Annotated in this window: 22 protein-coding genes; all 22 read right to left on the bottom strand. The window is 33.5% G+C overall.

All coding sequences use genetic code 11. From position 1 onward, the window contains the following. Position 1: 1 nt before the first annotated feature. The gene (locus tag KQI88_RS15285) at positions 2 to 355 is read right to left on the bottom strand and encodes a DUF6711 family protein (RefSeq protein WP_216418783.1); all 354 of its coding nucleotides are present in this window, start codon (positions 353 to 355) and stop codon (positions 2 to 4) included. Positions 356 to 367: 12 nt separating this feature from the next. Further along, on the bottom strand, positions 368 to 3,472 hold the full coding sequence (locus KQI88_RS15280) for a phage tail protein (protein ID WP_216418781.1): 3,105 nt from the start codon (positions 3,470 to 3,472) through the stop codon (positions 368 to 370). Positions 3,473 to 3,541: 69 nt separating this feature from the next. Then, positions 3,542 to 3,832, bottom strand: coding sequence for an outer membrane protein assembly factor BamE (locus tag KQI88_RS15275; RefSeq protein WP_216418779.1), 291 nt, complete (start codon positions 3,830 to 3,832; stop codon positions 3,542 to 3,544). 65 nt (positions 3,833 to 3,897) lie between these two features. Continuing rightward, the gene (locus tag KQI88_RS15270; protein WP_330656252.1) at positions 3,898 to 4,284 is read right to left on the bottom strand and encodes a Gp15 family bacteriophage protein; all 387 of its coding nucleotides are present in this window, start codon (positions 4,282 to 4,284) and stop codon (positions 3,898 to 3,900) included. After that, complete coding sequence (locus KQI88_RS15265) at positions 4,232 to 4,558, bottom strand: hypothetical protein (protein WP_216418777.1); 327 nt, start codon at positions 4,556 to 4,558, stop codon at positions 4,232 to 4,234. The genes KQI88_RS15270 and KQI88_RS15265 overlap by 53 nt, the downstream gene beginning before the upstream one ends. After that, complete coding sequence (locus KQI88_RS15260; protein WP_216418775.1) at positions 4,558 to 5,010, bottom strand: phage tail tube protein; 453 nt, start codon at positions 5,008 to 5,010, stop codon at positions 4,558 to 4,560. The genes KQI88_RS15265 and KQI88_RS15260 overlap by 1 nt, the downstream gene beginning before the upstream one ends. 7 nt (positions 5,011 to 5,017) lie before the next feature. Continuing rightward, positions 5,018 to 5,407 carry a minor capsid protein gene (locus KQI88_RS15255; RefSeq protein WP_216418773.1) on the bottom strand — a complete coding sequence of 130 codons (390 nt, stop codon included), beginning with the start codon at positions 5,405 to 5,407 and terminating at the stop codon, positions 5,018 to 5,020. Further along, positions 5,404 to 5,778, bottom strand: a complete 375-nt coding sequence (locus KQI88_RS15250) for a minor capsid protein (protein WP_216418770.1) — start codon at positions 5,776 to 5,778, stop codon at positions 5,404 to 5,406. Before KQI88_RS15250 ends, KQI88_RS15255 begins: the two co-directional genes overlap by 4 nt. Next, positions 5,778 to 6,095: a hypothetical protein gene (locus tag KQI88_RS15245; protein WP_246579334.1), complete on the bottom strand. Its 318-nt coding sequence runs from the start codon at positions 6,093 to 6,095 to the stop codon at positions 5,778 to 5,780. Before KQI88_RS15245 ends, KQI88_RS15250 begins: the two co-directional genes overlap by 1 nt. Positions 6,096 to 6,097: 2 nt before the next feature. Then, positions 6,098 to 6,463, bottom strand: a complete 366-nt coding sequence (locus tag KQI88_RS15240; RefSeq protein WP_216418768.1) for a head-tail connector protein — start codon at positions 6,461 to 6,463, stop codon at positions 6,098 to 6,100. A gap of 35 nt (positions 6,464 to 6,498) precedes the next feature. Next, the gene (locus tag KQI88_RS15235) at positions 6,499 to 6,750 is read right to left on the bottom strand and encodes a hypothetical protein (protein ID WP_216418766.1); all 252 of its coding nucleotides are present in this window, start codon (positions 6,748 to 6,750) and stop codon (positions 6,499 to 6,501) included. Between the two features lie 15 nt (positions 6,751 to 6,765). Further along, positions 6,766 to 7,191, bottom strand: a complete 426-nt coding sequence (locus tag KQI88_RS18195) for a hypothetical protein (RefSeq protein ID WP_246579333.1) — start codon at positions 7,189 to 7,191, stop codon at positions 6,766 to 6,768. Between the two features lie 59 nt (positions 7,192 to 7,250). Further along, complete coding sequence (locus tag KQI88_RS18190) at positions 7,251 to 7,649, bottom strand: hypothetical protein (RefSeq protein ID WP_246579332.1); 399 nt, start codon at positions 7,647 to 7,649, stop codon at positions 7,251 to 7,253. Positions 7,650 to 7,674: 25 nt separating this feature from the next. After that, the gene (locus tag KQI88_RS15225) at positions 7,675 to 8,256 is read right to left on the bottom strand and encodes a phage scaffolding protein (RefSeq protein ID WP_216418764.1); all 582 of its coding nucleotides are present in this window, start codon (positions 8,254 to 8,256) and stop codon (positions 7,675 to 7,677) included. Positions 8,257 to 8,417: 161 nt separating this feature from the next. Next, the gene (locus tag KQI88_RS15220) at positions 8,418 to 9,416 is read right to left on the bottom strand and encodes a copper amine oxidase N-terminal domain-containing protein (protein WP_216418763.1); all 999 of its coding nucleotides are present in this window, start codon (positions 9,414 to 9,416) and stop codon (positions 8,418 to 8,420) included. A gap of 113 nt (positions 9,417 to 9,529) precedes the next feature. Continuing rightward, positions 9,530 to 9,829 (bottom strand): hypothetical protein, encoded by a 300-nt coding sequence (locus tag KQI88_RS15215; RefSeq protein ID WP_216418761.1) that lies wholly within the window; start codon positions 9,827 to 9,829, stop codon positions 9,530 to 9,532. Between the two features lie 5 nt (positions 9,830 to 9,834). Next, entirely contained in the window at positions 9,835 to 11,412 is a 1,578-nt protein-coding gene (locus KQI88_RS15210; protein WP_216418760.1) for a phage minor capsid protein, read from the bottom strand. Then, entirely contained in the window at positions 11,402 to 12,889 is a 1,488-nt protein-coding gene (locus KQI88_RS15205) for a capsid protein (RefSeq protein WP_216418758.1), read from the bottom strand. The genes KQI88_RS15210 and KQI88_RS15205 overlap by 11 nt, the downstream gene beginning before the upstream one ends. Positions 12,890 to 12,891: 2 nt before the next feature. After that, positions 12,892 to 14,268, bottom strand: coding sequence for a terminase (locus KQI88_RS15200; RefSeq protein ID WP_216418757.1), 1,377 nt, complete (start codon positions 14,266 to 14,268; stop codon positions 12,892 to 12,894). Next, the gene (locus KQI88_RS15195; protein WP_216418756.1) at positions 14,252 to 14,842 is read right to left on the bottom strand and encodes a terminase small subunit; all 591 of its coding nucleotides are present in this window, start codon (positions 14,840 to 14,842) and stop codon (positions 14,252 to 14,254) included. Before KQI88_RS15195 ends, KQI88_RS15200 begins: the two co-directional genes overlap by 17 nt. A 138-nt stretch (positions 14,843 to 14,980) precedes the next feature. Further along, on the bottom strand, positions 14,981 to 15,211 hold the full coding sequence (locus KQI88_RS15190; protein WP_216418755.1) for a hypothetical protein: 231 nt from the start codon (positions 15,209 to 15,211) through the stop codon (positions 14,981 to 14,983). Positions 15,212 to 15,368: 157 nt separating this feature from the next. Then, a complete protein-coding gene (locus KQI88_RS15185; protein WP_216418753.1) occupies positions 15,369 to 15,671 on the bottom strand; it encodes a DUF2628 domain-containing protein in 303 nt (100 codons plus the stop codon). Between the last annotated feature and the right edge of the window lie 124 nt (positions 15,672 to 15,795).

Here is a 15,795-nt window from a genome sequence, read left to right as displayed (position 1 = left end):
CCTACATTTCTACAAAATTCATTTTTATATCAAGCCAGTTTTCTACTCTGCCATTTTTATAATCCATAGCATTAGCAGAGGGTGTTCCTGCATAAAATTGCCCTTTTCTAGGCTTACCTGTATCCATATCAATAAATTCTAATGTGAAAGAATTTTTCCTTTTAACACTCATTAATTTAGTAAGTTCTTCTTGACTTAACATCTTCCATGTAACATTTAATTTGTATTTATATGCTATTACTTCTTTTATCATATCCCCATTAGCATTTCTATCTGCTTTACTTATTTCTTCAAAATCTGGTGTATATGAAGTTGGTGTAGGTAAAGCTACACCATCAACTTTTAACATAGTCATTCCCTACACCTCCTAAATTGGTTGTATTATTACGTTATTTCCTATTCTTTGTTTCTCTTTATCAAGAATAGGTCCTACTATTCTTCCTAAGGTTGTTCCATCTATTTGTAGAATTATATCACCACTACTATCAACTCTCAAACCTCCACCGTTACCCATTTGCATAGCTGCCATAACTGCATTACCTAGGGCACTTGCTAGTGTATCAACAAAAGCAGTATTTTCTAAAGGGACTACTGCCTCTTTACCACGCTCTCCTACCATTGCTAAAGTAGGTTGATCTACAATACCACCTCTAGCAAGCATTGGAATTCCTCCGCCGCCTAACCATGCAGGCATATTAGGATTATTCTTTTTATATTCTTCACTTCCTGGCTTATCTGGGTGATCATCTGGAAGAAGTGCAACACCACCTGTACCTCTGCTACCTCCGCCTCCTCCTGAACCTGACATTTCATCAGTGCCTTTTCTCCAAAAGGATAGTTTATCTTTTAGCCAATCAACTTTATCTGATACCCAATCATTAATACTGTTCCATATATCTTTCATACCTTCCCATACCATGTTAAACAAGTTATAGCCTATGTCTTTAAAGGTATCAAAAGAGTTTTTCATAACATTTAATATTCCGTCTAATAAGGATGGTAATAATTCTTTCATAGATTCCCATACTCTTTTAAATGAATCCTTTACTCCATCCCACAACTTAGATAAGAAGTCTTTAATTTCATTCCATTTAGTAACTGTATAGGTTTTAATACTATCCCAAACACTTATAGCTGTAGTTTTTATTCCTTCCCACATTCTTACAAAGAATTCTTCTATTGCTGTCCATACCTCTTCAGCTTTAATCTTAATATCTTCCCAAATTTTCTTAAGCCATACTGATATTTCCTCCCAGTTTTTATATAAAGCTACTCCTATTGCTATTAATGCTGCAATGGCTATTACTACCAAGCCTATAGGCGAAGTTAAGAATGCCATCACTGCAGCTAATCCTGTTGTTACTGTTGTAGCAATTCCTGCTACAACATTCCATGCTGTCGTGGCTGCTACCTGTCCCCATGTTGCAACTGTACTTAGTCCCTTTGCAATTGCATCCTTAGCATATAACCCCATTAGAATTAATGTTTCTGATTTACTTAACACCATTTTAGCTGTATGAGCTACCACCGCTGCAGTTGCTTTACTCATTTCTATAACAAATGTTGTAGCTTTCCAAGTAGCGAAAATCATAAAAAAACCTTGAACTTTTTCTTCATTACTGGTAACCCAGTCCCCAATGCCTTTTAAAGCATCTTTTATTTCATCAAGAACACTAACTATAACCCCACCTGTCCACTCAGCTAAAGGTTTTAAAAAGTTATCCCATAGCCATTGTCCCAGTGGCTTTAAAGCTTCAATAACTCCATTTAATATCCTGATTGCTTCTGCTAAAATATCTAAGAACACTGGTACAACATTATTCATTGTCCACGTTCCTAGTGGAACCAATATATTTTCCCAAAACCACAATAACCCTTCCCCTACATTTATAGCAAAGGGAGTTAAAGCTGACCAAAGATTATTTAATCCGGCATGAATAGGCCCCCACTTAATTCGAGATAAACCATTGGCAATAGCATCAATAAATCTTGGTAAGCCTTCACCTAATACCCAAGTACCTATAGGTACTAAAACTTGCTCATAAAATCCTAACAGCCCTTCTCCAATATTGGTTGCGAAAGGGGCTAGAGATAACCATAAGTTGTTAAAGCTATTGTTTAAATAACCCCAATCTACTCCACTTACTATTTTAGTTAACCCATCTATCAGTCTAGGTAGTCCTTCACCAAATGTCCATTTACCTACTGGTACAAGAAAATTGTTATAAAAATCCTGTAGTCCTGTAGAAACGAAATTCTTTAATGGTTCCAGAGCTATACCTAAGTTTTTTAAGGATTCTATTGTAGGTTGAAGCATATCCCTAAACTTTTCAAATCCAGTTAAATCAATGGTAGAAGTATCAGGCATAGTCATCTCAAATCCATCTGCGCCGCTTTGTTCGTCATCCTTGCTAAGATCTAATTGATTAATCTCATCAAAACCAGCTAATTGACCCTGTGCTTTTTTTGCTGATTTACCATACCCGTCCATAGCCTTTTTAGCATTATCTAAATTCTTAGTTGCTCCGTAACTTTGTTCATAGGTTTTACCAAACAATGATGATATCGCACTAGCTACATAAGTTGTTGCTGTTGCAATTCCTTTCATTAATGCATTAATAGCAGGAAGAACAAAGTCATATATAGGTTGAAAGGCCACCATAAGATTTGTCTTGATGATATTTAAGGAGTGTACAAATTGTTTATTAGTCTTTAATGCAGCACTAGTATAATTAATTATTCCTCGAATTCCTTTGTAGATTAAGTTGTAAATAAATATTCTTTTTAATATCCTTCTAAAAGAACTATCGATCATATTAGCAAAGCCAGCTATTTTACCAGTAGATTTTTTAGCGTTTTGGCCAGCTCTATTTATCTCTCTCCCTAATTGTCTAGTACTATTAGCAGTTCTTCTAGTTGTATCATTGGTACGCTGAGTAGTATTGTTTGTGTTCGATAAGTTTTCCTGTAAATTACGAATAGAGGTTCTTGTTGTATCGCTAGCCGTTCTTAACTGTTGTAGTCGACTTTCAAGTCCTTCTATTTCACTTGTAAGACTTGAATACCTTGAATCAGAATTTAACATTTGCCCAAGACTCTCTTCATTACTCATTCCTGAGAAAGTTGGAAAGCTTCTATAGGATTCAATTATATTATCTTGCTCAGCATATAACTGAGCCAATTTACTGTTGGTTTCATCTATTTTAGCTTGTGTTTTTTCTAAATCAGAATTCATTTTATTTATATTCTTAGATACTTTATCAGTAGATCCAGCTCCAACTTGAGAAAAGGTTTTAAAGCTGTTAGTCATTCTATCTAGTGAGCTTTTAACAAAATTTGTGGTCTGACTAAACATATTTTTTAAACTACTATTAAATACAGTGCCTAGTTTATTCATTTCTCTATTCAAAGAAGATTGGCTTATTTCTATATCTAGTTGGACCTTGCCAACACTTGTACTTTCATCTGCCATATTTTCACCGCCTTTTAGGCATAATAAAAGCACTTAGAGGAATCTAAGTGCTTTTATTAATTATCATTTTTATTTTAATCCTGCTTGAGCCTTCGTGTCTACTTTTCCGTCTTGAAACATTATTTGTATATTTCCGCCATCTTTATTTACCCATTGCATGCTAGTTATTACAACTCCTGCTGCTTCAGTTTTTGCATTTTCCTCCCCTAAACCTAAAATATCTTCTACTTCCTCTAAGGTCATCCCCGTTTCTATTTTATCATACATTTCTTTTGTGATTTTTGTTGTATCGGATCCGCACCCGAACAACAGTAGTACAACAGTTAAACACATTGCCATAAATTTTGCTTTTTTTCTCATATAAAATACCCCCTGTCATATTTTTATATTTAAAGAATACCAAATATAACCAATGGGTTCAATACTTATTTAGAGAATGCTCTTTTCATGGCTTCCTGTAGCATTTTAATTTGTTTTTTAGCCTCATCTTTATCTAATAATATGGCTTTAGTTGCTCTATTTCTCCATTCAGTCCTTATCTTATGTTGCTCTTTTGTGAAGTTTTTTAATACTTCTTTATCATTTTCACATCTAATGGATACAACTTGACCTAGTGGAGTTTCGGGCATTATTCCTGCTAGGAATGTGCTGAATTCGCTCCAAGACATATCGTTTTCACTTCTAAGCCTTATACCATACTGAGAAGTAAAGGAGGCTTCTATAAGCCCCCAATCCTCATACAAATCATACCAATCTTCTTTATAGGATTGTTTCTTTGCGAAATCGGGCCTCTGCGACCTCGTAATCTTCACCTGTTATTGCTGCCATAATAGCTATCATAATAGATTGATAAGCAACTACAGGTAGATTCATGTCATTAATTTCCCTTGCGGCATCTTCACCCAATACAATATTTATCATATTATCAATAACATTTAAATCGTTTAAATTCTCATTCATCATTTTTTGATTTAAAAGAATTATGTTATTCTTCCTATCATCAATTTCATAGACTTTACCCTCTGCTAATTTAAGCTTCGGTCTTTCATTAGTTAATTTTGCTGATATATCTATAATTTTACTCATTATTCTCCGCCTCCTGCTGGTATATAGTTTGGTTTTCCATCAGATTGTAATTCTAATTCTAATCCGGATACGTTAGTAGAATCCCCTCCAAATGGAGTAGTTACATTGACTATACAATCAAACTCAAGCTTATCTCCATCCGGAAATACTATAGCTGCCTTTGAAGAACACTGTAGTCCACTTTTCCATGCTAAAGCTGCTACATAATCATTACCCGGATCTCCTACATGCCTTTTTCCATTTAAGGCAATAGAAAATCCTTTTCCAGTCATTAACCTTCTAACCCATCCTTCAGTATCCATTGGAGTCCATTCTTCTACATTACCATCTATGGATGGAGAGAATGTTTCCATATCTTTTATTACTGCCATATCAGCTTCCGCACTTGTTCTTCCTTTAGTACCAATTTTAAAATCTAAATCAAATACAGGATACACTCCTAAATTTGCCATATTCTCACTACCTTTCAATTATTATTTCTAGATCAATTACATACTCAGAAATACCTGAATCATCTACACCTAAATAAATAGGTTCAGGATCCCTCATATTAAATTTAATTACTCTTTTATTAGCTATAACTCCGCCTTTACCATGCAGAGCATTATAGACTTCTTGAGCTTTTAATTCGCTTTCTTTAATGTTTTTATTCCAATGAACTAATATTCTTATGCCCTTTCCTGTGTAAGAACTATTTTGAATACTACCAATAGCCATAGGATTAGTAAAAGCCTTGCCATTGTGGATAACTATAGCCTTTTCATCTGTAGCCCTTAATCCACCACTAAACCAAGTAGGGCAATCAACCTTTGTTCTTAGCCAGTCTCTAAAATCACTTATCGTAATCATTTAATCACCCCACCCGAGTTTTGTTTAAGAAGCTTCCCAAAAGCTTTAGCTAACCAATCCTTTTTAGTTCCATAAATAAATGGGTCTAACCATCTGCCTTGTGCATTAGGGTTCTTATCCTGTCTAAAGTTATATTCAGGGTGATAATATAACCTTCTAGCGTAAGGTGTGTTATAACTTATATAGCCTTTACCATTATCTACACCAAGTACTGCTGATTCTTCTAAGTTACCTGTATCTTTAGGAACTACTTGCATATTGCTTACTTCGGTTTTAAGTGCATCCATAGTCAAAGGTAATGATTTTACCATAGCTTGTTCTATTTTTTTTATATTAGCTTGATTTAATTTAATACTTGTTTTAACCTTCATTACATCAAATCCAATTCTGTAGAAAATATTGAGCCATCGGGATTGCGGGGTTTTCTTGACTTGTAGATGGTTTTCTTTATACCGCCTAAATCTATATAACCTTTTATTAATTGTCCTGGATAGATATCACCTTTAAATATTGCTTTACCAGTCAGCTCAACTACTTGTCTTTGTTCATTTAGAGTAGTTCTAGACTTTTCACTAAAGTTACATTTATCATCAAAAATTAACTTTTCTTCTACTCCATCTTCGCCATCTATTTCAGTGTAAACCTTAATGGGCGTTACTAGAATCCAATCTGGAAAAGGAAGTTTCATAACTATAACCTCCTTGTTGTAAGACCTGTTTGAGATAGATAGTCTAACGTTTTTTTATCCGCTATTATCCCGCCTGCCCCTCGATTGTCCTTATTGAAAGTTAAAGATATATCACCAGCACTATAACCACTAATCAGCATATTTAGATACTCACCATAAGCATTTATAAATTCCGCTTGATAGCACACTGCTTTTTTAATTAATCCTTGTTGGTATTCTGTTAAGTTATTGAATCCTTTTCTTCTAATCCTTCCATAGGTTAATCTATCTACCTGATCTGATGATTCTACTAATAGTTTAGTAGCTGTTGTTTCATCTAAAGTGCCACCAAATGTATTTTTGTAACAATCATAGTCTACATAGGACATAATCCTCACTTCCTTTCAAAAGAGAAAGAAGAGGACTATTTGCCCTCTCCTTTAGATTTCTTTTCCTTTTCAAGATCTTCAACCTTCTTTAATTCTTCTAATTCTTTTTCTAACTTCTTGATTTTGGCTTTTAATTTAGCTATTTCCTTTGTTTCTTCGGTTTCTACTTCTTCAAATACGAGTTTACCTTCTTCTAACCTGGCAATCTCATATCCTCTGTCAATAAACTTTTGCTTTTCATCTTCTTCTATTTTATATTGTCTATTAGCTTTAATTGCATATAACATGAATTATCCCTCCTATTAAGCTTCTGCATTGATTGCAATAGCATCTTTTTTAGCTTTTATTACAAATAAATCTTGATAGGATCTATTTTGGTATAGGTAACCATATGCAGATTCAGGAGTTTGTCCTTTCATCCACAAGTAGATATCGGCTACCTTGATCGGTGCTAATATTCCAGAAGTATGGCATAGGATTATATTGATTTGTTTAGCACCTTCGGCAGGCTTCCATCCTTCACTAAAATCATAAGCTGTTTTCATCCTATCCGATGGTACGGTATCTATAGTAACCTCATCTAAAGACCTAACATTTCTGTTTATTCCCTTAGCACCACCTGTTACATCTAAGGTTCTTTGAATTCCTTCTGCATTTTTTAGCATAGTGTAAACAGTTGGAGTTACTTTTAAGATTCTTCCCGATTGTGGTACTCCTGCTTCGTCCATATCCTCCATCATCTTGTCAAATACTTGTAAGATATTAGCTTGTGTTAATACTTCGTTGTTTACTTTCCCACCATGCTGTATGAACTCAGCATAAAGCTAGAATATCTATAAGCATCAGTTTCTGGAATAGCTTGGTCCTCATTAAACGTAGATGTAATATTAGCGGCAGATAATACTTGATTAGTTTCATCTACATCCATTTCATCTACATAAAATTCGATATCCCTATCATGTTGTAATGACATAGCTTGGTAAGTATTTCCTACTTTACCTCTGTTTTTTGAACCATCTCTTGCATGGTCCTTATATCCTGTTAATTCAACAGTTGGTATTCTTATTGTTTGTGCATCAATAAATCTAAATTTATTGTTTGTTGCTATATTTGCAGAGGTTAATTCTCTTGCAAATTGCTGTTCTATTTCTCTTTCAAATCTTTCTGCATAATTAATAGCTGGCATATTCTATTACCTCACTTTTCTTTTATTATTTTTCTGTATTACCAAATGCAGCTGATACTGCACTATCTATTGCTTTAGGATCATTTGGTGGTGGATTACCTATCTTCTGGAATCCTGGAGTAGGATTATTTGGATCTACATTTTCATCTTTAAACAAGAATGCCTTACCCTCTTTTAAAGAGTTTATTTGTTCATCTAATCCAACAATCTTACCATCATCACTAATGATTAATTTAGACTTATCAAGCAAATTGGATACTATAGATTCATCATGCACCTTGCCATCCAATACCAATTTAATAGCATTCGTAATTTGTATATCGTTTAATTCTTTTTCGTAAGTTTCCTTAGCTGTCTTATTTTCCTCTTGAAGTCTAGTTATTTCAGCTTGTAGACCTTCGGCATCAACCTTTTTCAAATCTTCTAGCTGCTTGTCTCTGTCTTTAATATCATTTTCTAGCTTTGTCTTAGTTTCTGCTAAGGTGTTATAAGTCTCTTTAGGTACTGCATGTTTAGGGAATTCACTGTTTACTTCTTTAATGAATTCCTCCTGATTTAATGCTCCATCTTTTATATGTTTCTCTATTAATTTTTTTAACCATTCCATTATCCATTCCTCCAATAGCATATTTATACAGGTTGCTCCCTGTTAGGAGTACCGTTGTTCTTTATGCCCTGCAACACTTAAAAAAGGGCAATATAAAAACACCCAGATTTGTCTTAGGTGTTTTGACAAATTTAATTTATATAATTAAGCATAAGAATTAATTATTTAATTACGCCTTCTCTTTTTAGATCACTTCTTTTAAAATAAAGCCCTTGCCCATAACGTTTTGATATTTCTGAGTCCTTTATATATTGAAATTCAACTCCATCTTTCTTATATACTTTTTGCGATTCCAAACTATCCGGCGGATTGTTAATAGTATACAAAGTTACATTTTCAGAATTCTCATATCTATGAAGCCAAATGGCGTTATGTAGCTGAGTAGTTGTTACCTTATATGAGTTTTTTAACTCATTTTCGCCTATCCATTCAGTCTTGAACTGTTCAACTTTATCATCTATGGCCTTTTTTTCTTCATCCTCTTCTCGTGGTAATATGCCATCTACACTACCAGGTTGATCTTTAGGTTTTTCAATTATGTAGAATGCAATTTCAGGATTTTCGTATCCGATTAAGAGCTCATTGTAAGGCATTACATCATCATTTAATATTTTTTTGTTTAATAGTTCAAGCTCTAACGGGCTATAAGAAGAACGAAAATCAAATCCACTTATATCTGAGCTATTATCAATAACAATCACTTCTAAAATAGTATCTTGAGCTACATCTGGGCCAGAGTTAATAATAACCGTTTGTGAAGTGCTATCCCAAACTACATCTGCATTTAATGCTTCTGCTATAAATCTTACAGGAACAAAAGTTGAACCATTTACAATCTTAGGCGCAACTAACAAATTTACATTTGTTCCATTTTTCTCTGCAACAGTCGAACCTATTGTTAATACAATGTAATTATTGCCATGAGTTGCAACTATTTGTTGTGTTTTACTGACCCATGTTACATCTGCATCTAATGCTTCAAATATCTTGCGCATAGGAACTAGTGTTGTTCCACTTTCTATAAATGGTTCAGAATCAAAACTAAGTATTTTATTATCAACACTAACTTTGATAGAGCTATTTGCAAATACAGTTAAGCTACTTAGAGTCATGACCATAAAAATACTTGTTAGAATTAAAAAAAACTGTTTTTTATTCATAATACCCCTCCTTTTTTATTCATTATATCTTCTATGGAATATTATAGCAATATTTGGTTCAAATATTTTCTTGCATAATAAAAGCACCTATCATTTTATTAATAAGTGCTCCATTAGTATTTATTAAATTTTATTTGTACCTTTCTATCATCATCTATGGACCATATCGCAAATACATAGAAAGTATCATCTAGTTCATCGGGGATATTATGAGGAAATTCCTCCTTAGCCCAATGCTGCATAAACTCTTCTGATCTTTCTAATGGGATTAACCAACCTGATAAATCTTCCATTTCCATATCCTCTGTTATATGTTCTCTTCCTTCTCCTGTATCCATGAAGAATTTTTTACCCTGCTTTGCTGCTTCTTGTTGTACTAATTCAAAGTACTTATTAAATTTTTCTTCACTCATAATTATCACCTCTTTCTCTTTAATATTGCTTTTTTAACTCTTTCATTGCCAATACCATCTTTCAGTATTGTTACAAACTCATTCTTATTATTTACTACTATAACATCATTATCCTTAATTAAAAACCATGCTTCACCATCTAATTGTTTACCTGTAGCTGGATCCTTTCCACCTAATCCTCTCCAGATACCTTTTCTAGCCTCATTATGATTTTGAGCTATATCATTTATAATATTATTCATCTTAGCTCTATCTTCTGCTTTAGTAACATCCAACCCATAATCTTCGGCATGTTTACCTACTTTTTTACCAAACTGCTTAGGATCTATCTTAATATTAACTTTCTGATCTTCCGGTGTCAATGGAATATTAACTCTTAATTTTTCTCTACTATAAGCCCTTCTAAGTTGAGGATTTTCTTTCAAATATTCTCTTTGCTTAGTCTGCCACTCTTTTAATTTCTCCTCATATTTTGCTTGATTATAAGGACTTATTGATCCAGCATTAAGCCTTTTATACTTCCTTATCTGCCTTTCGATATACCTTTGCTGTTGTTCTCTTTTGTAATTGTCCAGTGCTTTATCCATGTTAGGTATTTTAGGTAATGTAGTTATACCAGGAAAGTAAGTATTCATATTATGCCTACAGTTAGGATGTAAAAAGCCTTTATCCATAGCTGTACTTAATAACTGATATGGTCCATCTTCTTTTTTACCACCACTATATACATCATCTATTAATACAAGCCCTTGCCATGGTACACATAATTCACAACTCGTTGCATGGGCTGATACAACTACTAAAGACAATCCTATTTCCTGTCTTTTCTTGCCTTCTCCCATTAAATAAGCTCTATGGTTGGCGGTTCTTAAAGCCATTTCAGCATAGGTAGTTATATTAACCTTCTTACCATCCTTATATACTATCGCATCTATTCCTTTTTCTAAAAAATCCTTAGTGGCGATATCAATAGCTTTATCTAGGCTTACTGTACCTGTGTTGTAATGGACTTGGGCTTTGAATATAGTTTGCCTATATACATCATCCATTCGTCTTAATACTGCTGCATTAGCCTTATTAAAGTCATTTTCTACTGTTTCCATAAGCGCATTGAATTTATTATTGTTACTCCTAAAGAAAACTTCATCAATAGGTGTAGGAGTTTCTTGCCACGTTCTTGCATTTTCTACTACTTCTTCTAACATTTCCTGCATGTTTTCGGCTTCTACAGGCTTTGTTATTGGTTTTAAGTCTCCTGGTAATCTAATAAATACATCATCTATGAATTCGTTCTTTATTTCTTTTATAAACCTATTAACATTGTCTTGTGATTTCTTATAGGTATTTAATAGTGTAAAGTTAATTAATTCCTCTATAGGCTTGTTATACTCTCCTATAATTGCTTTATTTTCTTTTCTGAATCGTTTTAAATCTCTTAACTTAGCTGATTGCCATTGCTCGAACTTAAAACCCTGCTTATATTCTTCTTCCTGGTGTCTTTTTAGGTTCCTAGCCATAGACCTTATTAAATCCAACTCCATCATTAGGAATATATCTCGGATATTATAATTTTTATTCTTCATCTTCTATCACTTCATCATCTAATCCATCAATGTTTGTTGCTGGCTCCTCTACTACATAATCTCCCTGTCTAATTCTTTTAACTTCTAAAGCCTTTTCTTCATCTGTGAGTGTGTCTCCATATAATTCATCTACAGCCTTTTCTATACTCATAATTCCATAAGACTTGGCTTTGCCTACTACCTCAACTACACTACCAAAGTCAGGGCTTGCATATTCTCCAAAGGATACAGATACCTTATAGTCATTAGGATTTCTGTTCTTCATATTATCCACTACCTTTAATGTTACATTAACCAATAATGGGATAATTTCTGTTAATACATCAATTATCTTTGATCTAGTATATAGAGTAGTCTTTTCCTTTTCCCTTTGGGCCTCCGCATTGTCGGTTTTCTTTAAGTCAATGCCTAAAGTAGAGGGTGAAATAATTTCTTGTAGACACATATCTAAAGTATTTGCATATGATTCAACAAATGCCTCATAGTTTATATTTGCCTGTACTTGATCTATTTGGTCTTTAGAATCTTCCTTCATAGAAGAGCCTATTTTAATGAACTGATTGTCAAAAGGATTAGGTCTCATTGCATGACCAGTTTCAGGGTGTTTAGGTACTAAGTCCTCTGGAATATAATTCTTTACCCTTCCAGCTCTTATGGCATCTATCCATTGACTTATAACTTCATCTAGTGCATCAAAGTTATCTGATTTTCTTTCAAAGATTGAATTACCTCTATTATTAAACTTAGCAGATTTAAAGAATTTCATAGGTACTGCCATAATAAAGTTTCCTGCAAAAGTAACCTTAGATAAGTTAGCTATCTCTGGCACTTTAGACAGTGGAACTTCTTTATTATGCTTATCATATAGCTTATAATCTATAAATCCTTTTCCATAGATTTCTTCTAGCTTATATGTTTCTTTTTCATGCGGATAGTAGGCATAGAATATTACATCTTGTAGTCTACCCCTCTTGTATGTGTAGCTTACATCAGAACCGCTATAAAATTCTATCAAAGGATACTTAGATATTTCTTCATCTATACTCAGCTTAAATGCACCGTCTCCACAAATTAAAGCATCTTTGATTGCATCCCCTAATAATCCATCATTAAATTTATTATCTAGTGCTATTTCATTCCATAAGTCCTGTTCTGATAATTCAATATTATCTAAATCAGCTATTACAATATCGGCTAACTTATCAACTATTTCCCCAGGTAATCCACTATGAAACTTTCTTATACTAGAGTCTGCCGAAGGTACTGCTGCCCAAAACCGAGATTTCCCTACATCATCTTGGGCTGTCTGTTTAAAGAATTGGTCTAACTCTGATGGATCTCCTCTATACCAAATTCTATTTCTTAATACTGTTCCTGCATGTGATAAAGGTTCTTTGATTGAAATAGAATTATCTGTTGCTGGCACTACATTTAACATTTTCATTACCATGTTTTTTATCACCTCTCTTACACCCATAATTAACCCCCTACTCCTATCTTATTTCTAAATGGAATAAATCCATATTGGCTGGCATTAATCGTATGGTCGTTCTTGTCCTCTGGCTCATACTTATCTTCTTTCCAGCTATAAGACTCCAATTCTCTTATATGATTAACACAGTGGTCTAATACTAAATAATCAGCCTTCTTAGTTTCTGTTGTATTTAACCATCCTAATTGTAAGTGTATCCTATCTATTACCTTTACCTTCTTATAAGCATTAAGGAAATTATATATACTTCCATGTTGCCTTTTATACTTATTTAATTCTGTAATAGTTGCTTGGTCGGCTGAATCTATAAATACATCTCTAGCAAATCTCCATTTATCCTTATTCCTATCTAGGAAAGCTATTAGCCTATTTACTGTATCACTAGGCGCTAATGGGTTCTCTAAGTCAGTATTGTTATATACTTCTTCATCAAGGATTATTAATTGACCCTTGTTTGTTATCCCTTGATATATAAAAGATATAGTATCAGGACTTTCAGAAGAATAAGCTGTATCTACTCCACACGAGAAGTGAATAAACTTTAGAGGGTCCTTCTTATCCTCCATCCATTTTTTAAGTGTGGCCAGAGTAATCACATTGTTCTTTCTGGTAAAGTTAGAGAAGATTAATCCTGTTGCCCTACCTCTAAGCCCTTGTATTTTATTCTTATATAGCTTAGTGCCTTTAGGTGCTGATCTTTTCTTCTTCTCTATATCTTCTTTCGATAAGCTAAGATTATCGTTAAAAGTAAAAAACCAATACCTCCATTTAGGTACTGGCTCCTCATTTAATTCTTGCATTATTTCAATCGGAACATCTTTGGCATATTTCTTATACGGCCTGGATCTATTAATAAACTCTTTATATACTGGCAAATTAGGATCATCAGGGTTTAAGGTAGCCATTAAGTAATCATTTCTTGTTGATATCTCCCTTACAAAATCTATGTTGGCTGTATTAATCTCATCTATGTAGACGCACCCGAATTGAGAACCTAGAACTAACTCCCACTTATCACGATTATCATACCCTAAAACAAATACTATTTTATCTTCAAATTTTATATGAGGTATTTTGTAATCCTTATCCCCATTACCATAGTATTTTGCATTTCCCTTATGTATATCTAGTATGCCATTATCTTGTTGAATAATATTCTTCTCTGCTGTCCCGGTAGTCTTTGAAGCTATAATGTGTAGTTTCTTCTTGCTCCTACTTACCATATTCATAAACTTAACACCAGCACCAACTGTAGTTTTTCCACTGGCTGTTGTACCTTCTAGGAAGTCAGCATCCACATTCTTTGTGGTATTGATAAAATTTATATATTTTTGTGATAAAGGAAAGTTACTCTTCTTCGTCAAGGCCTTCACCACCAAGTTGATCTATTATGTCAGCTAACTTTTCCGATTTTTCAACTTTGACATCTACCTTATCCGTAAACATGCCTAGATGCCTTCCTATAAGTTCTAAGGCTTTAACCTTATCATTCGGTTTCACTTCTATTCCATTAGGACCTTGCTTAATACTTGCTATAGCACCAAGCTTATCCTGTGAAATTTCCTTTGTTGCAAATATTTCAACTGTTTTATAAAATGCCTCTTCTTCTCCAGTCTTATTGCCTTCGGCATCCAATATAGGTTTCATGTAAGATTTTTCTACTACTCTTGCAAAATCCGTAGCATTTGCAAACCCGATCTTAGCAAGTTCCTTTAATACCATGTCTTGGGTTATCTCTGTTCTTTTTTCTCTATCTTCCATTCGTTGTTTTAAGTATAAATCAATCTTAGGGTTTCTTAGTAGTTTATGCCCTTCTACTGCTGCAGCATTATCACTTTTAATACTGTACCCTGCTGCCTTATATGCTCTTGTTGCATTAAGATCTATTAAATATTCATCACAAAATAGTTTTTGTTTTGTTATTAGTTTTACATCCATACCACCACCTGCCTTAATTTATTACATGAAAAAAGACACCTGTTGAGTGTCTTAATTAAATTTCTTGTTTGTTATTTAATTTTTCTATGTTATTGTTTAATCTACTTAATTGTCTAATAATCATCCAGTTCTGTTCAATTAGAGCTGATAAGTAAGTAACTTGCAGTTGATCGTAAGTCTTAGCGCTGATAAATTCATACCTGTTTTTATTAAAGAATTACGTGTTGGATCATTAGCAATCCTTTCAAGAACTACCATATCCTTTTCGTCTAAATCTTCTAATTGATATCTCTCCATAAACTCTTCTAATCGCTCTTGTTGCTCTCGTTGTCTTTGTTCGTATGTTCTCTTGTCTCCAAAAAATCCCACAATATCACTCCTAGTGTTTTAGTATATTATATCATCTAAGAGTAATGGCTTTATTCTTACTCGTATAACATTTTTCGACAATTCATGCTAGTTGCTATTCGTTTATTTAATTGTATTAGAAAAGAGCCCGCTGGCTCTTTATAGTCTTTATCTTTGTTTATATGTTATCTTGCCTTATTTCATCTTCATATCCAACATAAAGCCATCCTTTACTTAAAAAAGATTTCTCCTTAACTTTATTAGCTTTAACACCTGCTATTATCCATACTATAATTGCACCAATACCAATTGTAAATGTTCCAGCTATTAAAGCTACCAATAACCAAGCTATACCCTGTCCAACAAGACCATTAAATAAATACCATATAGGTCCAAAGAAAAATACAGGCCAATTAAAACCATCTTTTACTTTCTCAGTATATCCATTTGCTGGATTTTTATAAACTTTATACTTTGCCATTTTAGCACCTCCCTCCCACCTACGTTTATTTCGTCAAAAAGAGTTAAAATCCTACATCAATCGTTCGCAAGTTTCGACATGCCACCCCATTGCTAGTTGCTATTCGTTTGTTTTGGAATTAAAA

Origin of the sequence: Alkaliphilus flagellatus (assembly GCF_018919215.1) — a bacterium.
Lineage (GTDB): Bacteria > Bacillota > Clostridia > Peptostreptococcales > Natronincolaceae > Alkaliphilus_B > Alkaliphilus_B flagellatus.
The sequence above is the reverse complement of the archived record's forward strand: the minus strand, read 5'-3'. Positions and strand labels throughout refer to the sequence as shown.